General features: G+C 59.7%; 28 protein-coding genes. 9 read left to right on the plus strand and 19 right to left on the minus strand.

What is annotated here, in order from left to right; genetic code table 11:
• Window positions 1-134: 134 nt before the first annotated feature.
• The gene (locus tag AC1DIS_RS02985) at window positions 135-1,106 is read left to right on the plus strand and encodes a magnesium and cobalt transport protein CorA (protein WP_018925218.1); all 972 of its coding nucleotides are present in this window, start codon (window positions 135-137) and stop codon (window positions 1,104-1,106) included.
• Window positions 1,107-1,190: 84 nt separating this feature from the next.
• Here the strand turns inward: AC1DIS_RS02985 and AC1DIS_RS02990 are convergent, their stop codons facing one another.
• The 3 genes from AC1DIS_RS02990 to AC1DIS_RS03000 all read right to left on the minus strand — a co-directional run bounded on the left by AC1DIS_RS02990 (window position 1,191) and on the right by AC1DIS_RS03000 (window position 5,422).
• On the minus strand, window positions 1,191-1,925 hold the full coding sequence (locus AC1DIS_RS02990; protein ID WP_477743803.1) for an amidotransferase: 735 nt from the start codon (window positions 1,923-1,925) through the stop codon (window positions 1,191-1,193).
• A gap of 108 nt (window positions 1,926-2,033) precedes the next feature.
• The gene (locus tag AC1DIS_RS02995) at window positions 2,034-4,178 is read right to left on the minus strand and encodes a 3-hydroxyacyl-CoA dehydrogenase NAD-binding domain-containing protein (protein WP_477743804.1); all 2,145 of its coding nucleotides are present in this window, start codon (window positions 4,176-4,178) and stop codon (window positions 2,034-2,036) included.
• Window positions 4,179-4,216: 38 nt separating this feature from the next.
• On the minus strand, window positions 4,217-5,422 hold the full coding sequence (locus tag AC1DIS_RS03000) for an acetyl-CoA C-acetyltransferase (protein ID WP_019648234.1): 1,206 nt from the start codon (window positions 5,420-5,422) through the stop codon (window positions 4,217-4,219).
• Between the two features lie 580 nt (window positions 5,423-6,002).
• Here AC1DIS_RS03000 and AC1DIS_RS03005 point away from each other — a divergent pair.
• Window positions 6,003-6,830, plus strand: coding sequence for a c-type cytochrome (locus AC1DIS_RS03005; protein ID WP_477743825.1), 828 nt, complete (start codon window positions 6,003-6,005; stop codon window positions 6,828-6,830).
• A gap of 153 nt (window positions 6,831-6,983) precedes the next feature.
• Here AC1DIS_RS03005 and AC1DIS_RS03010 read toward each other — a convergent pair whose 3' ends face one another.
• The 10 genes from AC1DIS_RS03010 to AC1DIS_RS03055 form a co-directional block, all read right to left on the minus strand.
• On the minus strand, window positions 6,984-7,793 hold the full coding sequence (locus AC1DIS_RS03010; RefSeq protein WP_064619236.1) for a transglutaminase family protein: 810 nt from the start codon (window positions 7,791-7,793) through the stop codon (window positions 6,984-6,986).
• Complete coding sequence (locus tag AC1DIS_RS03015; RefSeq protein ID WP_026286340.1) at window positions 7,790-8,740, minus strand: alpha-E domain-containing protein; 951 nt, start codon at window positions 8,738-8,740, stop codon at window positions 7,790-7,792. Before AC1DIS_RS03015 ends, AC1DIS_RS03010 begins: the two co-directional genes overlap by 4 nt.
• A gap of 12 nt (window positions 8,741-8,752) precedes the next feature.
• Window positions 8,753-10,162: a circularly permuted type 2 ATP-grasp protein gene (locus tag AC1DIS_RS03020; protein ID WP_477780762.1), complete on the minus strand. Its 1,410-nt coding sequence runs from the start codon at window positions 10,160-10,162 to the stop codon at window positions 8,753-8,755.
• Between the two features lie 379 nt (window positions 10,163-10,541).
• A complete protein-coding gene (locus tag AC1DIS_RS03025) occupies window positions 10,542-10,883 on the minus strand; it encodes a ribonuclease E inhibitor RraB (protein WP_477780763.1) in 342 nt (113 codons plus the stop codon).
• Between the two features lie 198 nt (window positions 10,884-11,081).
• The gene (locus AC1DIS_RS03030; protein ID WP_477743806.1) at window positions 11,082-11,315 is read right to left on the minus strand and encodes a hypothetical protein; all 234 of its coding nucleotides are present in this window, start codon (window positions 11,313-11,315) and stop codon (window positions 11,082-11,084) included.
• 152 nt (window positions 11,316-11,467) lie between these two features.
• Entirely contained in the window at window positions 11,468-12,343 is an 876-nt protein-coding gene (gene speE / locus AC1DIS_RS03035) for a polyamine aminopropyltransferase (protein WP_018925208.1), read from the minus strand.
• Between the two features lie 238 nt (window positions 12,344-12,581).
• Window positions 12,582-12,773: a PLDc N-terminal domain-containing protein gene (locus AC1DIS_RS03040; RefSeq protein ID WP_007940802.1), complete on the minus strand. Its 192-nt coding sequence runs from the start codon at window positions 12,771-12,773 to the stop codon at window positions 12,582-12,584.
• Between the two features lie 83 nt (window positions 12,774-12,856).
• Window positions 12,857-13,387 (minus strand): hypothetical protein, encoded by a 531-nt coding sequence (locus tag AC1DIS_RS03045; RefSeq protein ID WP_007940803.1) that lies wholly within the window; start codon window positions 13,385-13,387, stop codon window positions 12,857-12,859.
• A gap of 225 nt (window positions 13,388-13,612) precedes the next feature.
• Window positions 13,613-14,131 carry an ankyrin repeat domain-containing protein gene (locus tag AC1DIS_RS03050; RefSeq protein WP_019648228.1) on the minus strand — a complete coding sequence of 173 codons (519 nt, stop codon included), beginning with the start codon at window positions 14,129-14,131 and terminating at the stop codon, window positions 13,613-13,615.
• A 111-nt stretch (window positions 14,132-14,242) separates the two neighbouring features.
• Window positions 14,243-16,081: a long-chain-acyl-CoA synthetase gene (locus tag AC1DIS_RS03055; protein ID WP_477743807.1), complete on the minus strand. Its 1,839-nt coding sequence runs from the start codon at window positions 16,079-16,081 to the stop codon at window positions 14,243-14,245.
• A 343-nt stretch (window positions 16,082-16,424) separates the two neighbouring features.
• On the opposite strand from AC1DIS_RS03055, the gene AC1DIS_RS03060 reads away from it, so the two are divergent.
• Entirely contained in the window at window positions 16,425-16,703 is a 279-nt protein-coding gene (locus AC1DIS_RS03060) for a DUF3509 domain-containing protein (RefSeq protein WP_018925205.1), read from the plus strand.
• A 120-nt stretch (window positions 16,704-16,823) separates the two neighbouring features.
• Here AC1DIS_RS03060 and mtnC read toward each other — a convergent pair whose 3' ends face one another.
• Genes mtnC through aroC form a run of 5 tightly spaced genes read right to left on the minus strand, consistent with a single transcriptional unit; the run spans window position 16,824 to window position 20,972 of the window.
• The gene (gene mtnC / locus AC1DIS_RS03065; RefSeq protein ID WP_477743808.1) at window positions 16,824-17,507 is read right to left on the minus strand and encodes an acireductone synthase; all 684 of its coding nucleotides are present in this window, start codon (window positions 17,505-17,507) and stop codon (window positions 16,824-16,826) included.
• Between the two features lie 4 nt (window positions 17,508-17,511).
• On the minus strand, window positions 17,512-18,057 hold the full coding sequence (locus AC1DIS_RS03070; RefSeq protein ID WP_018925203.1) for a 1,2-dihydroxy-3-keto-5-methylthiopentene dioxygenase: 546 nt from the start codon (window positions 18,055-18,057) through the stop codon (window positions 17,512-17,514).
• Between the two features lie 20 nt (window positions 18,058-18,077).
• A complete protein-coding gene (locus AC1DIS_RS03075) occupies window positions 18,078-18,704 on the minus strand; it encodes a methylthioribulose 1-phosphate dehydratase (RefSeq protein ID WP_019579710.1) in 627 nt (208 codons plus the stop codon).
• Window positions 18,701-19,852 (minus strand): MFS transporter, encoded by a 1,152-nt coding sequence (locus AC1DIS_RS03080; RefSeq protein WP_477743809.1) that lies wholly within the window; start codon window positions 19,850-19,852, stop codon window positions 18,701-18,703. Before AC1DIS_RS03080 ends, AC1DIS_RS03075 begins: the two co-directional genes overlap by 4 nt.
• Window positions 19,853-19,880: 28 nt before the next feature.
• Window positions 19,881-20,972 carry a chorismate synthase gene (gene aroC, locus AC1DIS_RS03085; protein WP_477748765.1) on the minus strand — a complete coding sequence of 364 codons (1,092 nt, stop codon included), beginning with the start codon at window positions 20,970-20,972 and terminating at the stop codon, window positions 19,881-19,883.
• 85 nt (window positions 20,973-21,057) lie between these two features.
• Here aroC and AC1DIS_RS03090 point away from each other — a divergent pair, with 85 nt between their 5' ends.
• Both AC1DIS_RS03090 and AC1DIS_RS03095 read left to right on the plus strand, forming a co-directional pair.
• Window positions 21,058-22,056, plus strand: coding sequence for an alpha/beta hydrolase (locus AC1DIS_RS03090; RefSeq protein WP_018925199.1), 999 nt, complete (start codon window positions 21,058-21,060; stop codon window positions 22,054-22,056).
• Window positions 22,057-22,143: 87 nt separating this feature from the next.
• Complete coding sequence (locus tag AC1DIS_RS03095; RefSeq protein ID WP_064619253.1) at window positions 22,144-22,935, plus strand: hypothetical protein; 792 nt, start codon at window positions 22,144-22,146, stop codon at window positions 22,933-22,935.
• A 57-nt stretch (window positions 22,936-22,992) separates the two neighbouring features.
• On the opposite strand, the gene prmB is transcribed toward AC1DIS_RS03095, so the two are convergent.
• A complete protein-coding gene (gene prmB, locus AC1DIS_RS03100) occupies window positions 22,993-23,901 on the minus strand; it encodes a 50S ribosomal protein L3 N(5)-glutamine methyltransferase (RefSeq protein ID WP_018925197.1) in 909 nt (302 codons plus the stop codon).
• Between the two features lie 238 nt (window positions 23,902-24,139).
• Between prmB and AC1DIS_RS03105 the strand changes: the two genes are divergently transcribed.
• The 4 genes from AC1DIS_RS03105 (at window position 24,140) to folE (ending at window position 26,452) form a co-directional block, all read left to right on the plus strand.
• A complete protein-coding gene (locus tag AC1DIS_RS03105) occupies window positions 24,140-24,730 on the plus strand; it encodes a cysteine hydrolase family protein (RefSeq protein WP_018925196.1) in 591 nt (196 codons plus the stop codon).
• Window positions 24,731-24,861: 131 nt separating this feature from the next.
• Window positions 24,862-25,182, plus strand: coding sequence for a hypothetical protein (locus tag AC1DIS_RS03110; protein WP_018925195.1), 321 nt, complete (start codon window positions 24,862-24,864; stop codon window positions 25,180-25,182).
• An 89-nt stretch (window positions 25,183-25,271) separates the two neighbouring features.
• Complete coding sequence (locus AC1DIS_RS03115; protein WP_008005647.1) at window positions 25,272-25,829, plus strand: Smr/MutS family protein; 558 nt, start codon at window positions 25,272-25,274, stop codon at window positions 25,827-25,829.
• A 77-nt stretch (window positions 25,830-25,906) separates the two neighbouring features.
• Window positions 25,907-26,452, plus strand: coding sequence for a GTP cyclohydrolase I FolE (gene folE, locus AC1DIS_RS03120; protein WP_007988130.1), 546 nt, complete (start codon window positions 25,907-25,909; stop codon window positions 26,450-26,452).
• The last annotated feature ends 23 nt before the right edge of the window (window positions 26,453-26,475 follow it).

Consider the following 26,475-nt stretch of genomic DNA (forward strand, 5'->3'; position numbering starts at 1 on the left):
CTGTGCGGGTTTTCTTTTGCCTGCGAACTCTACCGATTTTGCTGACTCTCAAGCAGTAGACAAGGTTAAGCTGAAACCTGCCTGGCACCGCCAGTCTTTACCAATAGAAAGCGACCGATAAGAAGTGAATCATCATGGGTAGAGTCGTTGCTGCTGCGGTTTACAGCGCCGGTAAGAAAGTCACCAACATCACCCTCGACGAAGGCGCTGCCTGGGCTGCCAAGCCTGGCCACTTTGTGTGGATCGGCCTCGAAGAGCCCAATGCGCAGGAGCTGTTCAACCTGCAACGCCAGTTCAACCTGCACGAACTGGCCATCGAAGACGCCCTGGAAAAACACAGCCGACCGAAGCTGGAAACGTTCGGCGATGCGCTGTTCATCGTCACGTATTCGCCGATCCGCCATGAAGGCAAATTGCAGTTCATCGAGACGCATATCTTCGCCGGCAAGGGTTACATCATTACCGCACGTAACGGTCATTCGGCGTCCTACGCCCATGTCCGACAGCGTTGTGAGGCGCGCCCGCTTTTGCTGGAGCATGGGGAAGATTTCGTACTCTATGCCATCCTCGATTTCGTGATTGAAAACTACCAGCCGATGGGCGAAGCGATTCACGCCGAGATCGATGAGCTGGAGAGCAATGTCCTCTGCGGTTCCCTGAATGAACGCGATATCCAGAAACTCCACGGCCTGCGCCGCGATGTATTGCGCTTGCGCCGGTATGCGGCACCGATGGTGGAGATCGGTGAGGAACTGCAAAAGCTGAGCTTTCCGTTTATCGACAAAAATATGCGCCCGTATTTCCGCGATGTGCAGATTCATGTCACGCGGCAACTGGAAGACCTGACGACCCTGGCGGACATTGCCAGCCAGACCATCGAGGTCGGGGTGTTGCTGGAGGCGTCACGCCAGAGCGTGGTGCAGCGCAAGTTTGCGGCATGGGCGGCGATTCTGGCGTTCCCGACCGCGGTGGCCGGGATCTATGGGATGAACTTCCAGAACATGCCGGAGTTGAGCTGGCATTACGGGTATTTCGCGGTGCTGGGGTTTATCACCGTTGGGTGCGTCGGTTTGTGGGCGAGCTTCAAAAAGTCTGGGTGGTTGTAGTCGGAACCGAGGCGTCTGCAAAATTCGCGGGCAGCCTCGCTCCTACAGGGTTATCCGTAGGAGCGAGGCTTGCCCGCGAAGCTTTTAAGGCTTAACCGAGTCAGTCTCAGGCTTGTGCGCCACAAACCGCATCATCCACTCTGCGACGGTAGTGCCGTGATGCTCGTGTTCAAGACTCGCCATACCTTGCGAATAAATCTGCTCGCCCAGCGCCTCTTGGCGGATATCCAGCAGCGCCCGTGAGTAATCGTGAATGAACTCCGGATGCCCCTGGAAGCACAGCACCTGATCGTTGATGTGGTACGCGGCGAACGGGCAGAAATCGCTAGAAGCAATCACCGTCGCGTTTTCCGGCAATGCGGTGACCTGATCCTGGTGACTGATCAGCAACGTCAGTTCTTCCCTCACCGGGCTCATCCACGGCGCCTTGGCCGCGAGTTTGTATTTGTGGGTGCCGACTCCCCAGCCCTGGGTCGCCCGCTCGCTCTTGCCGCCCAACAGCAGCGCCAACAGTTGATGACCGAAGCACACACCCAACAGTTTGTCGCCACGTTCGTAGCGCTTGAGCAGGTACGTCTTGAGGGTTTGAATCCACGGGTCGGTGCCGAAGGAATCGGCCTTGCTGCCGGTGACCAGATACGCATCGAAGATCTGATCATCGCTGGGATAGTCGCCCTGCATCACGTTGTACACGCTGAATTCGGCCGCGATGGGTTGCTGCGAAAACAGACGCTGGAACATCTGCCCGTAACCCTGATATTGATCGACCAGTTCCGGACGCAGGATGTCGGTTTCCAGAATGCAGATGCGTAACGACATAAAAAATACCTGACACATGGTGGGAATAATGCACACCCCAGAGCCTGCCTTGAAACACGGTGGCAAGGCAAGCCCCGGAAGGCGTCATCGGTCCCTTGGAACGCCGCCTTAGAACAGCGCGTCCTTTGCGGCTTTCTCCAGCAACAGCGCAGGCGGCGTGAAGCGTTCGCCATATTGCTCGGCCAGGTACTGGGCGCGGGCAACAAAGTCTTTCACACCGTACTGGTTGATGAATTGCAGCGCACCGCCGGTCCAGGCTGCGAAGCCGATGCCGAAGATCGAGCCGACGTTGGCATCCGCCGTCGAGGTCAGCACGCCCTCCTCCACACACCGCACGGTTTCGATGGCTTGGATGAACAGCAGTCGATCACGCACATCCTTCGGCGAAATCTGCCCGTCAGCTTTCTCGAAACGGGTTTTCAGCTCCGGCCACAAATGTTTCTGCCCGGCGGCCGGGTAATCGTAGAAACCACCTCCAGCGGCCTTGCCCGGACGCTTGAATTCCTTGAGCAGCAAGTCAATCACGGCGAACGCCGGGTGCTCAATCAGTGGTTTCCCTTCCGCTTGCAGGTCTTTGGCGGCTTGCTGGCGGATATGGCTCATGAGGCTGAGGGAAACTTCGTCGGAGATCGCCAGAGGCCCGACGGGCATGCCGGCCTTGCGCGCTTCGGTCTCGATCATCGGCGCGCTCACGCCTTCGCCGAGCATCGCGATGCCTTCGTTGGTGAAGGTGCCAAACACCCGCGACGTAAAAAAGCCACGACTGTCATTGACCACAATCGGAGTTTTCTTGATTTGCAGGACGAAATCGAAACCGCGAGCCAGGGTTTCGTCGCTGGTATGGACGCCTTTGATGATTTCCACCAACGGCATTTTCTCCACGGGACTGAAGAAATGCAGGCCGATGAATTTGCTCTGGTTTGGCACGGCGGTGGCCAGGCTACTGATCGGCAACGTCGAGGTATTGGAGGCGATCACCGCGTCCGGGCCGACGACGGTTTGCGCTGCCGATGAGACCCTGGCTTTAAGCTCGCGATCTTCAAACACCGCTTCGATAATCAAATCACAACCGGCCAGATCCGCATCGTCTTGAGTGGTATCGATTCGCGTCAGAATCGCCTCGCGCTGTTCCCGGCTCAACTGACCCCGAGCAACCTTCTTGTCCAGCAGCGCCGCCGAGTGAGCCTTGCCCTTCTCTGCCGCGGCGAGGTTGATGTCTTTGAGCACCACATCGATACCGACCGAGGCGCTGACAAACGCGATGCCCGCGCCCATCATCCCGGCGCCGAGCACGCCGACTTTCTTCGTCACGTAAGGCGCTATGCCCTGAGGTCGCGAACCGCCGGCATTGATCTCATTGAGCTGGAACCAAAAGGTGCCGATGAGGTTTTTCGACACCTGGCCCGTAGTCAGTTCGGTGAAATAGCGGGTTTCGATCAGGTGCGCGGTGTCGAAATCCACCTGAGCGCCCTCCACCGCGGCGCAGAGGATTTTCTCCGGCGCGGGCAGGCACCCCTGGGTTTTACTACGCAGGATCGACGGCGTGATGGCCAGCATCTGCATGACTTTCGGATCCGACGGCGTACCGCCAGGGATCTGATAACCCTTCACATCCCAACGCTGCACAGCAACCGGATGAGCAGCAATCCACGCCCGCGCCTTGGCCATCAGCTCATCGTGATCGACAGCCAACTCATCGATCAACCTCGCTTGCAGCGCCTGTTGCGGGCGGATTTTCTTGCCTTCCAGCAGATACGGCAGAGCTTTTTCGATGCCCAGCATGCGCACCATGCGCACCACCCCGCCGCCGCCCGGCAACAGGCCGAGGGTGACTTCCGGCAGGCCAAGCAGCACCGACGGGTTGTCGAGCACTACACGGTGATGGCAGGCCAGGCAGATTTCCCAACCGCCGCCGAGCGCCGCACCGTTAATGGCGGCAACCACCGGTTTACCGAGGGTTTCCAGGGTGCGCAACTGGCCCTTGAGGGTCAGCACCATGTTGTAAAAGGCTTGGGCTTCGGGCTTGCCGACCTTGATCAGTTCATTGAGGTCGCCACCGGCGAAGAAGGTTTTCTTGGCCGAGGTGATGATCACGCCGGCAATCGCATCCTTGTCGGCGACCAGGCGCTCGACACAGGTGGCCATGGCCTCGCGGTAGACCGCGTTCATGGTGTTCGCGCTCTGGCCCGGCATGTCGATGGTCAGGACGACGATCCGGTCCTGGCCCTTTTCGTAACGAATGGCTTGGGTCATGGCAATTTTCCTTGAGTCGGATTTTCTTAAAGGCAGGCTCAGAGGCGTTCGATGATGGTGGCAATGCCCATGCCGCCGCCGACACACAATGTCGCCAGGCCATAGCGCAGGCGCCGGGTTTCCAGTTCATCGAGCAGCGTGCCGAGAATCGCGCAACCGGTGGCGCCGAGCGGATGGCCCATGGCGATGGAGCCGCCGTTGACGTTGACCTTGTCCGGGTCGATGGCCATGTCCTTGATGAACTTCAACACGACCGAGGCGAACGCTTCATTGACTTCGAACAGGTCGATGTCTTCGACCCGCAGCCCGGCCTTGGCCAGTGCCTTGCGGGTGGCCGGCGCCGGGCCGGTGAGCATGATGGTCGGGTCGGTGCTGGTGACTGCCGTGGCGACGACCCGCGCCCGTGGCTGCAAGCCCAGCGCCCGGCCCTTCGCTTCGGAGCCGATCAGCATCAGCGCCGCGCCATCGACGATCCCGGAGCTGTTGCCCGGCGTGTGAACGTGGTTGATCCGCTCGACCTGGCTGTACACCCGCAATGCCGTGGCGTCGAAGCCCATTTGCCCGATCATTTCGAAACTTGGCTTGAGCTTGCCCAGGCCTTCCATCGTCGAATCGGCGCGAATGAACTCATCGTGATCAAGCAGGATGATGCCGTTCTGGTCCTGCACCGGCACCAGCGACTTGTTGAAGGAACCATTCGCCCGCGCCCGCGCCGCTTTCTGCTGGGAGTGCAACGCGAAGGCATCGACGTCCTGACGACTGAAACCTTCGATTGTCGCGATCAGGTCAGCACCCACGCCCTGGGGTGTGAAATGGCTGTGCAAGTTGGTTTCCGGGTCCAGCGCCCAGGCCCCGCCGTCGCTGCCCATGGCCACGCGGGACATCGACTCGACGCCACCGACCACCACCAGATCTTCGAAGCCGGAACGCACTTTCATCGCGCCCAGGTTCACTGCTTCCAGCCCCGACGCGCAGAAGCGATTGAGTTGCACACCCGCCACGCTGACGTCCCAATCGGCCACTTGTGTGGCGGTCTTGGCAATGTCGGCGCCCTGATCACCGATAGGCGTCACGCAGCCAAGCACCACGTCGTCGACCTGACTGGTGTCCAGGGAGGTGCGCTGCTGCAACGCCGTCAGCAGCCCGGCCACCAGGTTCACTGGCTTGACGCTGTGCAAGGCGCCATTGGCCTTGCCTTTGCCACGGGGCGTGCGTAACGCGTCAAATATCAAAGCTTGGGTCATGGCGTTCTCGAACCTGAGGGTGATCTCTATACCCTCACCTTATGCCGAGCAGCCGTGGATTCAATGACCACAGCGCTCATTGGCGTTGACGGTCACGCTCAGACGAACGGTAGTCAGCTATCGGATTAATCGATTCGTGTCACCAAGCTGTCTAGCCAACGGGCGCCCAAGAAGATGGCCATAGGCCTCATGTCTTTTTGGCAGTGGTCAGCGCTAAGTCCATACGAAATGGATCTAAGCCAAGCGTGACGCGGGCCCTAATGTAAACCTGTACGAAGTTGTCGTCGGGTTTTGCCGAGGCTCTCGTCCTACAGGAAGTGCAGCGCTCTGCCGTCATGGAGATATGCAGGCAGGCAACCAGGAAATAACAAAAAAGGCGGTCAAGCCATGTTCAAACATTCGAAAGTACGTCAAGCCGGGCTCATTCTATTTGCTACTACGCTGTTGTTGATTTTGCCGAACCTGACCAAGGTGCTTGGCTGATCGAGCAGCGGGGGTTTTCATTTCGCCTGATAAAAATGTGACTGGCTCGCTATCCGGGCCGGCGTGGCTGTGCCAACCTTTGCGGCACTTCCACGACATGGACGACGATCACTTGAAAGCGCTCATTTTGTTTGGGGCCTTGCTGCTCAGCACGCCTCTGTCTGCCGCGCAGCTGAATCTTGAGTTGGGCGCGAACCCTCGCACCTGGCAGACCGAGGAATTGCTCAAGCATCCTCAGGCTCAGACCATCACGATCACTAACGACGTTTCCTACAAACGGGACATGAGCTATCGCGCCGTGCCGTTGGCGGCGTTGTTGACGGGCATCAAGCCTGACGACCACTTGCAAGCCGTGGCCCTGGACGGTTTTGCCGCCGAACTGGCCGCCGCGCCGTTGCTCAATACCCAGGGCGCGCGGGCCTGGCTGGCGATTGAAGACCCGGCCAAGCCGTGGCCGCCGCTGTCCGAGGGCAAGCCCAGTGCCGGGCCGTTCTATCTGGTCTGGACCGATCCACAGGCGGGCAATATCAGTCCCGAGCAATGGCCGTTCGAAGTGGCGAGCATCAAGCGCATGGCCCCGGTGGCTGAGCGCTTCCCTGCCCTGTTACCCGATCCTGCATTGAAGGCGGACCATCCGGTGAACAAGGGCTTTGCGCTGTTTCAGAAGAACTGCCTGGCCTGTCATCGACTCAATGGCGCGGGGGACGCGCAGTTCGGGCCGGACCTGAATATTCCGTTCAACCCGACCGAGTATTTCGGCGCGGACTTCCTCAAGCGTTACATCCGTGACCCGCAGAGCTTGCGCCAGTGGCCGCAGGCGAAGATGCCCGGGTTCTCGCCGACGGTGTTGCCGGAGGGGGATCTGGAGTTGTTGGTGGGGTATTTGAAACACATGGCGGGACGCAAGGTGTCTTCGGCCAAATAAACATCCACCTGTGGCGAGGGAGCTCGCTCCCGCTGGGGCGCGAAGCGGCCCTCAAATCAGGCGACGCGATCCGTCAGGCAAACCGCATTCGCCGGGTTTGCGACTGCTGCGCAGCCGAGCGGGAGCAAGCTCCCTCGCCACAATGAATGACTGCTACTGCTGTTGGACGGAGATCACCGGCGCAGGCGTCGGCGCGACCAACACCTTGGCATGCATCTGCTCATACCCGCCGCCACGGCGCATACCGCGCACCGGACAGGCGTCGAGGTAGTCCAGGCCCACGGCCAGTTTCAAGTGACGTTCAGGCCGGGCCAGTTCGTTGGTCACATCGAAGCTATACCAGGCGTCATTCAGCCAGGCTTCCGCCCAGGCGTGACTGGCCAGGTGTTCACTGTTCTCGCTGTACAAATACCCCGACACATAACGCGAGGGGATGCCCAGGCTGCGGGCGCAGGCGAGAAACGCATGGGTATGGTCCTGGCAGACCCCGGAACGCCCGGCGAAAGCTTGCGCGGCGCTGGTCTCCACTTCGGTGGCACCTGGCGTGTAGGTCATGTGCTGGTTCAGGCCATGCATCAAATCGATCAGCGCCGTGCGATCCCGCCGTTGCTTGCACGCCTTCCCGGCAAACGCGCGCAGGGCTTCGTCGGCTTCGGTCAGCCGGGTGAAACGCAGGAACGGCAGCGCCGACTGACTCTCGTGCTCGGCTTCGCGCAGCTCGTCGATATCGACCTGGCCACGGGCGCCGATGATGATCGCTTCATGCGGCTCATCCAGGGTCAACACATGCAGGATGTTGCCGAACGGATCGAGTTGCGCGCGCACCGGGCGCGGCAGGTCGAGTTGCCAGCTCAGCACGTGCTGGCGCTCGCTGTCGTGGGGTGTCAGTCGCAGGTACTGGATGCTCGCCCGCACCTGATCTTCGTAGTGATAGGCGGTCTCGTGGCTAATGGAAAGTCTCATGCAGCCTCCAGATAGGAACTGTGTATGGCATTGCCCAACTGGCGCACCAGCGGGATGAACTCGGTCAGCCAGGTGTGCAGGCCTTCGTCGAGGATTTCGTTGATACCGGTGTAGCGCAGGCGCGCGTCCATTTCCGCCGCCAGGCGTTGTGCGGGACGGCCGTTGGCCCCCGGTAGTTGAGCGAGAATCTGATCGACCTCTTCGGTGCAGGCTCGCAGGGATCGCGGCACATCGGCGCGCAGCAATAACAGCTCGGCCACATGCCGGGCGCCGGGGGCGTCGCGGTAGATTTCGGTGTAGGCCTCGAACGATGACAAGGCCCGCAACAAGGCGCTCCATTGGTAGTAGGCGTGGGCCGTACCGTCACTGACGGCTTCGGCTTGATCGCCGGCCATTTCGTAACGGGCATCAAGCAGGCGCAAGGTGTTGTCGGCCCTTTCGATAAAGGTGCCCAGACGAATGAAGCGGAACGCGTCGTTACGCATGATCGTGCCGTAGCAAGCGCCGCGGAACAGGTGGGAACGTTCCTTGATCCACTCACAGAAACGGCTCATGCCGTAGCGACTCAAGCCCTGCTCGGCGATCCCGCGAATTTCCAGCCAGGTGGCGTTGATGTTTTCCCACATGTCGGCGGTGATTCGCCCACGCACCGCATGGGCGCTGGCTCGCGCGGCACCGAGGCAGCTGTAGATGCTCGCCGGGTTGGCCGCGTCCAGGGCGAAAAAATGCAGCAGCCGTTCGGCATGCAGATCGCCGTGGCGCGCCAGGTAATCGTCCAGGGTGCCAGTGATCAGCAACGGCATGGCCAGTTCGTGCAAGCCGTCGCCACGACCGTCCTGGGGCATCAGCGACAGCGAATAACTGATGTCGAGCATCCGCGCGAGGTTTTCCGCCCGCTCCAGGTAACGCGACATCCAGTACAGATCCGAGGCAGTTCTACTTAACATGGCAAGCTTCCTTCAATCCTCGACCACCCAGGTGTCCTTGGTTCCGCCGCCCTGGGACGAGTTCACCACCAGGGAGCCTTCACGCAAGGCGACACGGGTCAAACCGCCGGGCACAACCCGGGTTTCGCGGCCAGACAATACAAACGGACGCAGGTCGATGTGGCGCGGTGCGATGCCGTTTTCGACAAAGGTCGGACAGGTCGACAACGACAACGTCGGTTGCGCGATGTACGCGTGGGGCTTGGCTTTGATCCGCTCGCGGAAAGACTCGATCTCCGCCGCCGTCGCCGCCGGCCCCACCAGCATTCCGTAACCGCCGGAGCCTTGGGTTTCCTTGACCACCAGCTCCGGAAGGTTGGCCAGCACGTGGGACAGTTCAGAAGGATTACGACACTGCCACGTCGGCACGTTCTTCAAGATCGGCTCTTCATCGAGGTAGAAACGAATCATGTCCGTGACGAAGGGATACACCGACTTGTCGTCCGCGACCCCGGTGCCGATGGCATTCRCCAGCACCACATTGCCGGAGCGGTAGGACGACAGCAGCCCTGGAACGCCAAGCATCGAATCGGGGTTGAACGCCAGCGGATCGAGGAAAGCATCGTCGAGGCGACGGTAGATCACGTCGACCGCTTTCGGCCCGTCCGTGGTGCGCATGAACACCTTGTCGTCGCGCACAAACAGGTCGGCGCCTTCCACCAGTTCAACGCCCATTTCCCGAGCGAGGAACGCATGCTCGAAAAACGCACTGTTGAAACGCCCCGGCGTCAGCACCACCACGCTCGGGTTGTCGATCGGGCTGGAGCTTTTCAGGGTGTCGAGCAACAGGTTCGGGTAGTGGTCGATCGGCGCGATGCGCTGGGCCGCGAACAACTCGGGGAACAGGCGCATCATCATCTTGCGGTCTTCGAGCATGTAGCTCACGCCGCTGGGGGTACGCAGGTTGTCTTCGAGCACGTAGTACGTGCCGTCGCCATCGCGTACCAGGTCGACGCCGGAAATGTGCGAATAGATATCGCGGTGCAGATCCAGCCCTTGCATCGCCAACTGGTATTGCTCGTTGGCCAGCACTTGTTCGGCCGGAATGATGCCGGCCTTGATGATGCGCTGCTCGTGATAGAGGTCGGCAAGGAACATGTTCAATGCCTTGACCCGCTGAATGCAGCCGCGTTCGACGACCCGCCATTCACTGGCGGGGATGCTGCGGGGAATGGTGTCGAAGGGAATCAGGCGCTCTGTCCCCTGCTTATCACCATAGAGCGTGAAGGTAATCCCGGCGCGATGAAATAACAGATCGGCCTCGCGTCGCCGTTGTGCCAAAAGCTCGTCAGGCGTTTCGGCCAGCCAACGGGCAAACTCCCGATAATGCGGACGGACCTGGCCGCCGGCATCGTACATCTCATCAAAATAGGTGCGGATCATGCCGTACTCCTTGTCACACGGACATCCAGGCCTTCGCAAGGCCCGTGCCATAGGCAGAAACGCTTTGATATCAATCAGTTGGATAATGTCGCTGCGCGCCCCGCACCAATCCTGTGCGGTAATTGCCCCACCCTGATCGCCCCCGCTTCATGGCGAAGCAATGCTGTCGCCTATCAGCAGCATAGTCAGAGTTGATTTCACTGCTCGGGAGGGAGATGCGGATAATCCGTGCATTCGCTGGAAAACTGATCGCTCTTCCCTTTAGCCGCCTGTTCAGGTGGCTTTTTTTTGTCCGTTTGAAATGTGGCGAAATAAAAAGATTGAAACAAAAACGGCCAACCCAAAGGTCAGCCGTTACTAAGTGTCACTGTTCATAAGCTTATGCGAGTAGCCCTCGTATCTCCTGTTTGACGCCCCATCCCTCGATGATGCCACCCAGAGGCTCGACCACCGCCTCGAAGTCCTGCTCGAAGTCGCCCATCCCGTCGTAGGTGGCGTACATCACTTTGCTCAGTTCCAGCGACCACGCGCCGTCGTCACGCGCGCTGATCTGGGCATTCAAGGATTCACCACAAAAATGACCTGCCGCCCTGCGTGCCCGCTCCTCGTCCGGGAAAATGGCGTAGAACTCGATGGGATGGAATCGTGAAAAATCGAAACCGCCTTCTTTCATGCGGCGCAGCACGCTGCTGCTGATGTCTTCTTGATAGGCTGTGCTCATGAAACGTCCCCCTCAGACTGATGGATAGACTTTCCGTATTCCCTGCACTTTCGATGCAGCAACAGAGGTTGCCGCCGGGAAACAAGCATGTAGCTGACAAGACCAGACCTTAGCGAGTCACTCGCTGATCTCGGTTGCAGAGTAGCCTCAAGACAGAGCCGCTGCCAAGGCCTGGTGGTGAATGTGACAGGAGGTGTATCAAATCGGAGTAATACTGAGGATTTCAATGCTGTTTTGGGATTTCAGACTTTTGACGGTCGGATCATCGGTACGACCCTCCAGATCATTGAGGTCCAGTTTCGCAGCCACCGGCAGTCGCCGGTCGCGAATGAGTTGGGCTGCTTGCTCGTTGCTCGGGCACTCCTCGCACTCGAAGAGTTCGTCGACTGATTCACCGTGTTCATCCACGAAAGTGATTTTCCACTTTTGCATCGGTGCCTCCTCGGTAAAACCCATGGATGGGCTTACATCTATCTCGACTCGTGCATTGGCCGATCGTTCCAAGGGATCCCAAAAGCGAGACATGAAAAAAGGCCGTCACCCGCGTGTTCACACACCGGCGACGGCCTCTTATCGACGAAGCATCAGTCGTTGCTAGGTTTGTTCACCGCTTGCAGCACGTACTGCGGCAACGCGAAGGCACCAATGTGGATTTCCGGGTTGTAATAGCGGGTGATGATGCCGCTGCCGGCGAAGCGCTGTTGCAGGGTTTCGCGGGACAATTTGCGATAAGCGGTATCGGTCGCGCCCCAGGCGAAGGTCATTGCGCCGCCGATGTAGGTCGGCACGGCCGCCTGATAGAAGTGCCAGTCCGGGAACAGGCTGCGCAGGCGACCGGCGGTGGTTTTGACTTCTTCGATTTGCATGAACGGGGTGCCGTTCTGGGTCACCAGAATGCCGCCTTCGTTCAGGCAGCGGTGGCAAGCCTGGTAGAAGTTTTCGGAGAACAGCACTTCGCCCGGACCGATCGGGTCGGTGGAGTCGGAAATGATCACGTCGAACTTTTCGGTGGTGGTGGCGACGAAACGCATGCCGTCGTCGATCACCAGGTTCAGGCGTGGATCATCGAACGCACCCTTGGAGTGGTTCGGCAGGAATTCCTTGCACATGTCGACCACGGTGCCGTCGATTTCGACCATGGTGATGTGTTCGACGCTGCGGTGCTTGGCCACTTCACGCAGCATGCCGCCGTCGCCACCACCGATGATCAGCACGCGCTTGGCGGTGCCATGGGCGAGGATCGGCACGTGGGTGAGCATYTCGTGGTAGATGAATTCGTCGGCTTCGGTGGTCTGGATTACGCCATCCAGCGCCATCACCCGGCCCATGCGCGGGTTTTCGAAGATCACCAGGTGCTGGTGTTCGGTGCGCACTTCGTGCAGCAGTTTTTCCATGCGAAAACGCTGACCATAGCCTTCGTAGAGGGTTTCCAGGTACTCGCTGGTTGGGGTATTGCTCATGGGAAGTGCTCCGATGAATGCGGGTGGCAACGGACGGTTACCCGCCCATGATGGCCAATCGATCGCCTCGATTGACCGGGAAAGGCGCGCATTCTACGTCGCGGAACATGACAGGTCGAACCTTCTGATGCACACACCGGTAGGAGCGAGGCTTGCCCGCGAAGAACGATGACTCGGTCTATCAGGTACACCGCAGCGATCCTTTCGCGGGCAAGCCTCGCTCCTACCATGAAGATCGTCAGATCCGCACATCGCCTCTTGGCCCGGCGATGGCCCAGATGATCAGGCCCAGCACCGGCAGCAGCAGGATCAACAGCACCCAAAGGACTTTCATCCCGGTTTCGGCGCCACTTTTAAGCACGTTGATGATGGCCCAGATATCCAGGGCAAAAATAATCAGGCCGATCAGGGTGTTGAACGTGGAACCCATGGTGTCGCTCCAAAAAAATGGTAGGCACTCTTAGGATAGTCGGGCCTGGCGAGGGTTCCGTTTTATTACCGTTGTAGACGGCCTCAGACGTGGATGGCCACTTTCAGGGCTTCCAGGGAGGGCGCGGCGGCGATGCCGACTTCGGCGCACAACTCCAGCACCCGTGGCACGTCGTTGCCATAGACCAGCACCACTTGCAGTTCGTCGTCGAGCAACTGGCTGAAATTCATCAAGGTGTAGCCACCGTTTTCCTTGTTCAGGCTGCTCATCTGCACCTGAATGCGATTGAGTGCCGTCAGAGCTTCGGTTTTGGCCAGTTGTTTGGGCTTGATGTTGAACTCAACGCCGGGGCCGAACGAGGCGACGATCTGCGCGAACAGGTCCATGTAGGTGTCGGCCTGGAACAGCACGGTTTCCGGCAGACTGCCGACGACAACCCACTCGCCCAACGGGATCGGAAAGGTGTCGTCGTAGTTGATATCTGGATTGGCCGCCAGAAAAGCCTCGGGATCGGCGTAGGCCTGAGCCGCTTCGTCAGCGATTTTCAGGATTTCGTCCTCGCCCATGCACCCGGAGCTGATTTTGCTGATGAGTTCGACGAGTGCGGCTTTCATGAGGTGGATCCTGTAGCAAGGGAATTTTGAGGGCGCGAAGGATAACGCATTCGGAAACGGATTGCGGGACCTGGCAGGAACCTGTGGCGAGGGGGCTTGCCCCCGTTCGGCTGCGAAGCAGTCGTAAATCCGGTGAATGTGGTCTATCTGAATGACCGCGATCGCTGATTTTGGGGCTGCTTCGCAGCCCAGCGGGAGCAAGCTCCCTCGCCACAAAAGCCCGAATCAGGCCAGGAGTTTTTGCAGCTGAGCCGTGGTATCCGCCGCGCCCATGGTCTTGGCCGCGTCCAGCGCAGACACACCATTGGCGTCCTTGGCTTTCGGATCGGCGCCTTTGCTGATCAGGTAGTCGATGATTTCGACGCGGTTGAACATCGCCGCCATCATCAACGCAGTGCGTCCGTCGAAGGACGAACCTTCCACTTCAGCGCCACCCTCGACCAACGCCTTGACCACTGCCAGATCACCCTTGAATGCCGCGCCAGCAATCGGGCTCTGGCCGTTGTCGTTGCGAATCTCGGGATCGGCCTTGTGTTCGAGCAAAACTTTTACGGTGTCGACATGGCCGTGGTACGCGGCGAGCATCAGTAAAGTGTCGCCCTTGTGGTTGCGCAGGTTCGGCGGCAGGCCCTTGGTCAGCAGCGCAGCCATCATGGCCGCATCGCCCTCGCGCGCTTTGTTGAACACCTGTTCGGCAAATTCAGCAGCCTCTTCGGGGGTCATCTGGCGGCTTTTGTCTGACATTGGGGACTCCACATTCGGTCAATCGGAAAGCCGATAGTTTCCCGAGCAGCCCGGAACCTGTCACTTGTTTTTTCTCATGGACGGTCATAGCGATATTCAATAGCGACCCTTTCAATAGCGATGCCTGCCTCCGTAAATATCCGCCAGCACCTGCTCGGTGACTCGCACGTAGGTTTCGGTGCCCGGCAGCCAGGCATAAATTGGGTCATCGCCGGTTTTGCTCGGGTCGAAGGCTTCGTCCTTGAGCCGGGTCTTCTGGTACTTGAAGGTCCCGGTGGTTTCCATTTTCACTTTCACCCGCAGGAACAGTGGCACCGCATAGGCCGGCATTTGTTGCCTGGCGAACGCCAGCAACTCACTGAAATCCAGGGTCGCCAGGGATTCGGCTGGTGTAATGGCCGCCATCCCCGCCCGCCCGTTGGTGTTGTGGATTTCCACGCCATAGGCCACGGCTTCGGCGATGTGCGGGTGTTGCAACAGGATGTTCTCGACCTCGGTAGTGGAGACGTTTTCGCCCTTCCAGCGGTAGGTGTCCCCCAGGCGATCGACAAACTGCGCGTGACCGAAACCGATGTTGCGCAGCAGGTCACCGGTATTGAAGTAACGGTCGCCCTTCACGAACACGTCATGGAGCACCACTTTTGCGGTCTTCTGCGGATCGGTGTAGCCGTCCAGAGGCGCCTTGTCGTCGATCCTCGCCAACAACAGCCCCTGCTCGCCCTTGGCCACTTTGTGCATGAAGCCGTTGGCATCCCGCGTGGGGGCACCGCTGTCGTGGTCGTACGCCACCAGCTCCCAGGACATCAGGGAAAAGCCAATGGTGTTGTCGAAGTTGAGGATGTTGGTGAAGCCAATATTGCCGTCGCTGGCGGCGTACAGCTCGCAGATGTGGTCGACGGCAAATCGCGTCTTGAACTCGTTCCACGCGCCGGGGCGCAGACCATTGCCGATCATCTTCCTCACGCTGTGCCGACTGTCGTCGACGCTGCGCGGTTGATCCACCAGGTAGCGACACAATTCGCCAACGTACCCGAGGGTGGTCGCCCGGTATTTGCGCACGTCGCTCCAGAACTGGCTGGCGCTGAACTTGCGGCGGATGGCAAACCCCGACGCCCCGCTGATCGCCGAGCCCCAGCACACGCAAAGCCCGGTGGCGTGGTACAGCGGCAAGGTGCAATAGACGACGTCCTGCGGCTGCATGTCCAGGGCGATCAGCCCGAAGCTGGCGGAGCTGCGCATCCAGCGGCCGTGCTTGAACACCCCGGCCTTGGGCAACCCGGTAGTGCCCGAGGTGTAGATATAGAAACAAGGGTCATCGAAAAAAACCTGCCGGCTGCTGACGGGATTGTCACTGGGCGCGTCGCAGCTGGCCGCCATCAGGTTAATGAAGCCATCGGGCGTTTTGCCCGGATCACGGTCAGTATCTTGATCGGCGACAAACCAGGTGCGCGCCACATCGATGGCCACCCGCTCGCGGACCGCATTGAAGGCCGGAACCAGCTCTTCTCCGACCACAATCCCTACAGGCGCCACCAGATTCAGGCTATGAACCAGGGTATCGCGGGTCTGGGAGGTATTCAGCAAGGCGCTGATCGCACCGACCTTGGCCACCGCCAATATCGTCACCAGCAGTTCCACACGGTTCTCGATAAACACCGCGACCACATCGCCCTTGCCGATGCCTTGGGCAATCAGGTGATGGGCGATGCGGTTGGCCCACTGATTGGCCTGTGCATAAGTGAGCATCACGTCGCCCTGCAGCAATGCCGGGCCATCGGGATTGCGCAACGTCGCCTGCTCGAAGCTCCAGCCGAGACCACACGGTTGGGTCGGGTCCTTGACGTTGGCGACTTTCATGCCCTTCACCACGCGGGGGATGGCTTTGGCAATGGAAGGCAGCTTGCGGAGCATCATGCCCCAGGTAATCGTGTCGTGCAGCGTGCGGCTCATGGTTGCTCCCGTTCGATCTTTTTATTGTCGGGTGGCGTTGATTGAGGCCGAAAATACGTCAGGGCTTCTTGAGCTGTACACGCGGTTTTTGCAATGTTTTGTATCCGCGACCGATGCCTTCGCAAAGCGGAACTCCGCCGTTGCGATTGGTTCCATCCAGTTGTCGACGATCTCGCAAAATGCAGGATGCACGATGGCCATTCATGCAAATTGCACGAAAGCCAAAAAATCGTAAAAATATAACTTACTGATTTATATGAAATTTTAAAAATATAGGTGCTGGCACAATCACTGCAACTACCCCTCCATGTTGCCCTTCAAGCACAAAATGGAGCTGATAGACATGAGCCTGATCCAGGAAAAATTTTCGTCGCTGTTCTCCAACTTCGAAGTGACCACCCAGCCCCGGCCGGATGGCGGCATTCTGCTGACCCTGCGCAGCCACGACGGTAAAGTCTTCAAACGTTCGATTTCCTACCAGCAATTGCATGCCGGCGATCAGCTGTCATGGGTCATCAGCGCGATTCGCCGTGACGTCGCCGAACAGGCCAGCGAACTGCCGCAGATTTCCATGCTGCAAAGCCAGCAACGGTTCGCGCTGCCGACCTATCACTCGGCATAAATCGTCACGCAATCCCCTGTAGGAGCAGAGCTTGCTCGCGAAAGCGGAGTGTCAGGCGACATTAATGTTGACTGACCTGCCGCCTTCGCGAGCAAGCTCTGCTCCTACAGGTTCTGGGGTTTACAGGGCAGAAGGACTGATCCGCGCAAAACTGTCCACCGTCACATGCCCTGCCAACTCCCCGCCTTCACGTGCCAGGCCACAGGTGGCCATGCCGGCCGTGCGCGCCGCGTCCAGTTCCTGAACGATGTCGGACAGAAACAGAATCTGCGAAGCCTCGACGCCAATCGCCCGGGTGATGCGCTGGTAAGACTGCGCTTCGCGCTTGGGCCCTGAAGTGGTGTCGAAATAGCCACTGAACAGTGGCGACAGATCCCCCGCCTCCGAACAACCGAAAATCAGTTTTTGCGCCTGAATCGAACCCGAGGAATACACAAACAGTTGATAGCCTTCCTGATGCCAGCGCTTCAGCGCGTCAACGGCGTCCGGGTAAACGTGGCCCTTCAACTGCCCGGCCTGATACCCCTGCTCCCAGACCATGCCCTGCAACGCCTTGAGCGGCGTGGCCTTGCGGTCTTCGGCGATCCAGCCCAAGAGGATTTCGATAACCCGCTCGACGTTGGCTTGCGGTTCGCCGCTGTCACGCCGAACGGCGGCAAGCTGTTCGGCGACGTCAGCACGTTCGGCATTTTCGCGAACGAAGTCCGGCAGGTGTTTAGCCGCGTACGGAAACAACACGTCGAACACAAAACTCACCGCGCTGGTGGTGCCTTCGATATCGGTGAGAATCGCTTTGATCGGCATCGGTTCAGTCCTCAAGACACGGGAAGTGGCTGGCGATGTCATCGCCGGTGAAGTTGGCCACCCAGCCTTCGGGGTTGTTGAACAGGCGGATTGCGACGAAATGCGGGTTTTCACCCATGTCGAACCAGTGCTTTGTGCCGGCTGGCACCGAGATCAGGTCGTTCTTCTCGCAGAGCACGGCGTATACGTAATCGTCGATGTGCAGGGTGAACAAGCCACGGCCAGCGACGAAAAATCGCACTTCGTCTTCGCCATGACGGTGTTCATCGAGGAACTTGGCACGCAACTCGGCTTTTTGCGGGTGATCGCTGTTCAAGCTGACCACGTCGACGGTGATGTAACCGCGCTCGGTCATCAGCTTGTCGATTTGCTCCTGGTACGCGGCGATCACTTCTTCCTGACTGGCGCCAGGCTGGATTTTCGCTGCGGCTTGCCAACGGTCGAAACGCACGCCCTGCTCGGCCAGGGTCGAGGCGATGTCTTCAAAGTGGGTCAGCACCTTGTTCGGAATGTCAGGGCTTGAGACGTGGTAAACGGACAGGCTGCTCATCAGGGCAACTCCTTAACAGTTCATGCATTACGGTTAAAGAGCGAGCGCGTCTTCAACTCGCACTCGAACAAAAATTCAAAAGCCTCGATCTGCCGCAGTGCGTCGCTCATGCGCGCGCCCCACGTGTAGAGGCCATGACCGCGAATCAGGTAGCCGACGCAATCAGGGTGGGCGTCGAGCCAAGGCTGCACCTTGGCGGCCAGCCGCGCAATGTCCTGGTCGTTGTCGAAAATCGGCACGCGCACCCGGGACTCGTGGGTCGACACGCCGCTGAAGGCCTTTTGCAGTTCGTAGTCTTCGAACTCGATGAAATCTTCCGGCGTCAGGCGCGACAGCACCGTGGCGTTCACCGAATGGGTGTGCAGCACCGCGCCGATCTCCGGACGCCAGCTATAGAGCTGGGTGTGCAACAGGGTTTCGGCGGACGGCTTCTTGCCTGGCTCCAGGCTGTTGCCTGAYAAGTCGGTGGCCAGCACATCGTCCGGGCCCAGTTGGCCCTTGTGCTTGCCGGACACGGTCAGCAAAGCTTCGGTCGGCGACAGGCGGGTCGAGTAATTGCTGCTGGTGGCCGGCGACCAGCCGCGGCCATACAGAAAGCGCCCGGCGTCGATGATTTCCTGGGCGAGGTGTTCACGGGTAAGGCTCATGGCCTGTCCTCTTGCATACGTGTGGCAATGATAACGGCAGCGGCAAAGGCTGCGAGGCTGGCAATACTAAAGGTCAATGTGGCGCCGAGGGCATTCCAGCTGTAGCCGGAATACAACGCGCCCAGTGCACCGCCGGTGCCGGCCAGCGCGGCATACAACGCCTGGCCCTGGCCTTGCTGGCGCGCGCCGAAGCTACGTTGCACGAACTGGATGGCAGCGGCGTGAAAGCTGCCGAAGGTGGCGGCGTGCAGCACCTGGGCGAACAGCAACACCCAAAGGAACTCGGCAAACGAGCCGAGCAACAACCAACGCAAAGCCGCCAGCAGGAAACTCGTCAGCAGCACCCGGCGTACCGAGAAGCGCGCGAGAATCTTGCTCATGAACAGAAACATCAAGACTTCGGCGACCACGCCGACCGCCCAGAGCATGCCGATCAGCCCGCGACTGTAACCGAGTCGCTCAAGGTGCAAGGTCAGAAAGGTGTAATACGGCCCGTGACTCATCTGCATCAGCGCCACGCACGCGTAAAACGCCAATACTCCGGGGTTGCGCAATTGCTGGAGGAATCCCTCCCCCGCCAACCGTTCACCCTGAACCGGTTGCGCATTGGGCACCCAGAGACTGCTGACGACGATCCCGGCCATGATCAGCACTAGTGCCACCGGGTAAATGTCGAGGCTGAGCCATTCGAACAATCGGCCCAGCGCCACGACAGTGATGATGAAACCGATGGAGCCCCACAGGCGAATCTGACTGTAACGCGAGGTCTGTCCCCGCAAATGAGCCAGGGTGATGACCTCGAACTGCGGCAACACCGCATGCCAGAAAAACGCGTGCAAGGCCATGACCATCGCCAGCCAGGCGTAGCTTTTGCTGACGAAAATCAGCGAGAAGGTCAGCAAGGTGCAGGCGGCGCCGAAACGCACGATGGCCAGGCGTCGCCCGGTGTAGTCACCGAGCCAGCCCCAGATATTCGGCGCCACGCAGCGCATCAGCATCGGGATCGCCACCAGTTCGCCAATGCGCGCGGCGCTGAAACCCAGATGATCGAAGTACAGCGCCAGAAACGGCGCTGTCGAACCGAGCAAGGCGAAATAGAACAGGTAGAAGCTGGAAAGCCGCCAGTACGGGAGCGCCGCCCCCGTCATCAGACTGCAGCGGCCTTCAGATCAGCCATTAAAGCTGCCCCAACACCGGAGTGCTCACGCGCACATCGGCGTTCTGCCCGCGGTGACGCAGCAAGTGGTCCATCAGCACGATGGCCATCATCGCTTCGGCGATTGGCGTGGCGCGGATGCCGACGCACGGGTCGTGACGACCCTTGGTGACGACCTCCACCGGGTTGCCATGGATATCGATGGAACGGCCCGGCGTGGTGATGCTCGATGTAGGCTTGAGCGCCAGGTGCGCAACGATCGGCTGACCCGACGAAATGCCACCGAGAATGCCGCCGGCGTTGTTGCTGAGGAAACCTTCCGGGGTCATTTCATCGCGGTGTTCAGTGCCACGCTGGGCGATGCTGGCAAAACCGGCACCGATTTCCACGCCCTTGACCGCGTTGATGCTCATCAGCGCATGGGCCAGTTCGGCGTCGAGGCGGTCGAAGATCGGCTCGCCGAGGCCCGGCATCACGCCTTCGGCGACCACGGTGATCTTCGCGCCGACCGAATCCTGGTCGCGACGCAACAGGTCCATATAGGCTTCCAGCTCCGGCACTTTGTCCGGATCGGGGCTGAAGAAAGCGTTCTCTTCCACCGAATCCCAGGTCTTGAACGGGATTTCGATCGGGCCGAGCTGGCTCATGTAGCCACGAATGACGATGCCCTGGGTGGCCAGGTATTTCTTGGCAATCGCGCCGGCGGCTACGCGCATGGCGGTTTCACGGGCCGAGCTGCGACCGCCGCCGCGGTAATCGCGCTCACCGTATTTGTGATGGTAGGTGTAGTCGGCGTGGGCCGGACGGAACAGATCCTTGATCGCCGAGTAGTCCTTGGACTTCTGGTCGGTGTTGCGGATCAACAGGCCGATGGCGCAACCGGTGGTGCGGCCTTCGAACACGCCGGAAAGGATTTCGACTTCGTCGGCTTCCTGGCGCTGGGTGGTGTGGCGGCTGGTGCCGGGCTTGCGGCGGTCCAGGTCGCGCTGCAGGTCCTCAAGGGAGATCTCCAGGCCCGGCGGGCAGCCATCGACAATGGCGACCAACGCCGGACCATGGCTTTCGCCCGCGGTGGTGACAGTGAACAGCTTGCCGTAGGTATTGCCGGACATGCAGGACGCTCCGTGAAATCGAACCTAAAATACGTAATGCGCGCCAGTATACGCAGGCTACCCAAGTAGTTCATCCTCGAACCTTATGGGTGCCTGCGAGTCCAACCGGCACCTTGTTGATGATGGCGTGATGATGCTGCGAGTTCTAGCCTTGAGCCTTACCCTGTTTACCGGTTTTGTACAGGCCTCCGTCCTGCAACGCCCGATCACCCTGGACACCGACAGTGGCGAGCTTTTCGGCTCGCTGTTGCTGCCCAAGTCCGACACGCCGGTACCGGTTGTCCTGATCATTTCCGGCTCCGGCCCTACGGATCGTGACGGAAACAACCCCGACGGCGGGCGCAATGACAGCCTCAAACGGCTGGCGTGGGTGTTGGCCAAACACAACATTGCCAGTGTGCGTTACGACAAACGCGGCGTGGCGGCGAGCCTTGCGGCAACGCCCGATGAACGCAATCTGTCGGTGGAAGCCTATGTGGCCGATGCCGTGGCCTGGGGGCAGAAGCTCAAGGCCGACCCACGTCTGGGCAAACTGATTTTGCTGGGTCACAGCGAAGGTGCGTTGATTGCCAGCCTGGCGGCGCCAAGTGTCGACGCCGCGGCGGTGATTTCCCTGTCCGGCAGCGCCCGGCCGATCGATCAAGTGCTGCGCCAGCAGTTGAGCAATCGCTTGCCGCCGGCCTTGATGCTGCGCAGCAATGAACTGCTCGACAGCCTCAAGGCCGGCCACACTGACGACAACGTGCCGCCGCAGTTGCAGGTGATTTTCCGCCCCAGCGTGCAGCCGTACCTGATTTCACTGTTCCGCCAGGACCCGGCAGCCGCCTTCGCCAAACTGAAGATGCCGGCACTGATCATTCAGGGCAGCAACGACATCCAGGTCGGCGTGGGTGACGCCAGGGCGCTCAAAGCCGCCAAACCGGACGCCGAACTGGCACTGATCGAAGGCATGAACCACGTCATGCGCATCGTGCCCAACGACGTGAAGCGGCAATTGGCCTCCTATAAAGATCCGCAATTGCCCCTGGCGGCGGAGCTCGGCGCACGAATCCTCGGATTTATTGACGGACTTCGCCCCAGTTAAGCTCCAGTCCTGAAAAAAACGGCCGATAAGCCTTTGTCGCCAGCGCTATGACTGGCGGCAACAGGGCTTGGACAGGATCTCGCCGTTATGACTGATACCCAGACTTCACCCGACTCCACCGCTGAAAAAGACACACCGCCAGCGGTCGAGCTGCCGTGGGCGGACGTCCACGTCGAGCACCACAAAATGCTCCGCCTGGCGCCGTTGCAAACCGACCGTAACACCGGCGGCCGACCGCTGCGCTTTGTCGAATTCGGTTACGCCGAACGCAACAGCAAGGAGCACAGCCTGCTGCGCATGGCCATCAAGCTGCCAGGCCAACGGGTGCGCAAAGAACAGAATCATCTGGATGTGTGGGTCGATCACACCGCCAAACGCGTGCATTTCGCTCCGGAAAGCGGCTTGCAGATAGAGCCGATGAACCGTGGCATCGGGCGCTATATGGCGGCTCAAGGCATCACTTGGGCGAAGAAACGATGGCCCGCCTACACCGTCGACGGCACCGACCTGAACAACAAGGACGCGTTGAACGAAGACACGCGCCTGCGCCGCGACCACTTTCTGCGGGTGCACGGTTTTGACGTGGCCTACGCCGATGCCCAGCATTTGAAGGGCAGCGTCAAAGAGGTGCAGATCGGTGATTTGCTGGGCGACTGGAACAGCGAAAAGCTGCAACAGGTGGAAATCCTCGAAGCCGCGCAGATGCTCCAGCAAGCCGAGCAGAACCTGGCGGAACAGGAAGTCAAACTGAAGAAACACGAAGAAAAGGTCAGCAAGTACAAGCGTGAAGACGCTGGACTGCGTTTTACCATTACCTGTCTGGTGGCGTTTGCGGTGTTTCAGGCGGGGTTGTTGATCTGGATTGCCACGCATCGGTAACCGACATCAAACCCAATTGTGGCGAGGGAGCTTGCTCCCTCACCACAATATTCGGGGTCAGATGCGAGAAGCGAACAGCGCCTGATGATCGCGGCACTGCTCGGCGGTCAGCATGAACACCCCATGCCCACCGCGCTCGAACTCCAGCCAGGCGAAATCGACTTCCGGGTACAACGCCTCGACGTGAACCTGGCTGTTACCCACCTCGACGATCAATAAACCTTTCTCGGTCAGATGATCCGCCGCTTCGGCGAGCATGCGGCGCACCAGATTCAAACCGTCGTCGCCACAGGCCAGGCCCAGCTCGGGTTCGTGTTGATATTCGTCCGGCATGTCGGCGAAATCTTCCGCATCGACGTAAGGCGGGTTCGACACGATCAGGTCGAAACGTTGCCCTGGCAAACCATCGAAACCATCGCCCTGAACGGTGAACACACGCTCGTCGACACCGTGGCGCTCGATGTTCTGGTTAGCCACTTCCAGTGCTTCGAACGACAGGTCGGCCAAAACCACTTCGGCGTTCTGGAACTCATAGGCACAGGCGATACCGATGCAACCGGAACCGGTGCACAAGTCGAGAATGCGCGCAGGTTCGGCACCCAGCCACGGCTCAAAACGTTTTTCGATCAGCTCGCCAATCGGCGAACGCGGGATCAGCACGCGTTCGTCGACAATGAACGACAAGCCGCAGAACCAGGCTTCGCCCAGCAGGTAAGCGGTCGGAATGCGTTCTTCGATGCGGCGCTTGAGCAAGCGTTGCAGATTGACCAGCTCATCGTCCTCCAGACGGCAGTCCAGATAGCTGTCGGCGATTTCCCACGGTAAGTGCAGCGCACCCAATACCAGTTGACGGGCTTCGTCCCAGGCGTTGTCGGTCCCATGGCCGAAAAACAGATCCTCCCCATGGAAGCGGCTGACGGCCCAACGGATATGGTCACGCAGGGTACGAAGGCGGGAAGTGATCACGGGGTAAACTCCAGAAAAAACGACTGACGATTCTAACAGCCAAAAGGCGCCGCGACGACGCAGGAAAAACACCGGATCAGATGTAGGACTCTTCTATTTTTTCAGCGAGCTATTGAACAGAACGAGTATCTTGACAAGGCTGCGAGCCAGCAACGGCGGTGCCTGCGATGGAAGCGATTCACAGAAGCGCTCAGCCAGAGGACAATGCCGCAAAAGCCCCACCCGAAGGAGCCCCAGAATGTCCGTTCCAAAAACGATGTTTCAACTCAGCGGCCGTGGTTACGCAGCGGCCAATCTGGGTCATGCGACCCTAGTCATCATCGATGCCCAGAAAGAATACCTCAGTGGTCCGCTGGCCCTGAGCGGCATGGATGCTGCCGTCGCAAACATCAAACACCTGCTGACCGCTGCCCGTGCAGCCGGTCGGCCAATCGTGCATGTGCGTCACCTCGGCACCGTCGGTGGGCTGTTCGATCCCCAGGGCGAACGCGGTGAGTTCATCCCGGGCCTGGAGCCACAGGGCGACGAAACCGTCATCGGCAAATTGCTGCCAAGCGCGTTTCACGGCACCGAACTGTACGATCGCCTGCAACAACTGGGCTCGCTCGACCTGATCGTTTGCGGTTTCATGAGTCACTCCAGCGTCAGCACCACCGTGCGTGCGGCGAAGAACCTGGGCTTTCGCTGCACCCTGGTGGAAGACGCCTGCGCGACGCGGGATTTGCCTTGCAAGGGCGGGATCCTCAGCGCCGAACACGTTCAGCAGACCGAAATGGCGATCATGGCGGACAACTTCGCCACCCTCGCCCTGACCCGCGATCTGATCTGATCGACCGTCGATGAGCGGCCCAAACCGCCGCTCATCCGCAAAAGCCTCTCATTTGCCGTAATTGCCCTAGCCTCAGGAACATCCCGGTCAACTCCCGGTCGAAGGGCCGATACCCATTGAGGAAGGTCGGAATGAAGTTATCCGATGGTTTTGATGCACGCCGCTTGCGGCCCAAGGGCCAACGCAACTGGCGATTTCGTTTCGGCGCAGCGTTCGCTGCCCTGCTGGCGATGTGCGGTGTATTGCTGGCGATGGCCGGCGCGGCCAGCCTGCTCGGGCGGCCACCGGCGTTGGGCGAGTTGAATGCCAGCCCGCTGGGCTCGTCGATCATTCTGGCGGTGGGCGTGTTCGTGCTGTACCTCGGCGTGTCGCTATGGCGCCGCTGCCGTCGCCGTTCGCGCCAGTCGCGAGAGCTGAACATAGCCCCGCACCTGATGAAAAAACACGACTGAATCAAAGGCCTGGCGTTTTGACGGGCCTCAATTGTTATGGATAGCGCTCCGACTTGGGTAAACTGCCCCCCCCCTTCGCGGAGGCTGACATGCAAGACGACGATTTTTCCCTGTTCAAAAGCGCGATCCAAGGCGTCAAGCCGATCAAGCACGATCGCGCCGAAACCGGCAAACCCAAGGCCGACCGCGCGCAAATCGCCAAGCTGCGCCAGGCCGCCACTGTGCGCACCGATGCGACCACCGTTGACGGGCTGTCCGATCAGTTTGTGATTGATGTCGGCCCGGAAGACGAGCTGATGTGGGCGCGTGACGGTGTTCAGGAAAGCCAGATGCGCAAGCTCAAGATCGGACAGATTCCGTTCGAAGGCAGCCTCGACCTGCATGGCATGAACGTGGAAAAGGCCCGTGAAACCCTCTGGGCGTTTCTGGCCGAAGCAACTAAATTCGAAATCCGCTGCGTGCGCGTCACCCACGGCAAAGCCGTGCGTCTGGACGGCAAGCGGCCGATGATCAAGAGTCACGTCAACACTTGGCTACGTCAGCATCCACAAGTGCTCGGCTTCACCTCGTGCCAGCCGAAACACGGCGGCGCTGGAGCGGTTTACGTGATGCTTAAACGAACCATGATGGAAGGTCGCGACGAGTAAAGCTGTCGCTTCACGCTTGCAGCGCCGTGTTTGCCACCGTACCCTTGCCCTTTGCGTAAAATCCCACAGGTAGTTTCATGTCCCTGGAACAGAATTACACCGCGATTCTCGGCCAATTGGGCGAGGACGTGTCCCGCGAGGGCCTGCTCGACACGCCAAAACGTGCCGCCAAAGCCATGCAGTACCTCTGCCGCGGTTATGAACAGACGCTGGAAGAGGTCACCAACGGTGCCTTGTTCAGCTCCGACAACAGCGAGATGGTGCTGGTCAAGGACATCGAGCTCTACTCGTTGTGCGAGCATCACCTGCTGCCGTTCATCGGCAAGGCGCACGTTGCCTATATTCCGAGCGGCAAGGTACTGGGACTGTCGAAAGTCGCGCGGATCGTCGATATGTACGCCCGCCGCCTGCAGATCCAGGAAAACCTCAGCCGCCAGATCGCCGATGCGGTCCAGCAAGTCACCGGCGCCCTGGGCGTGGCGGTGGTGATCGAGGCCAAGCACATGTGCATGATGATGCGCGGTGTGGAGAAACAGAATTCGACGATGATCACCTCGGTGATGCTCGGTGAGTTCCGCGAAAACGCCGCCACCCGCAGCGAGTTTCTCAGCCTGATCAAGTAATTCGCAGCACGAAGAAAACCGGC

The organism is Pseudomonas sp. 05N433, assembly GCF_056396925.1.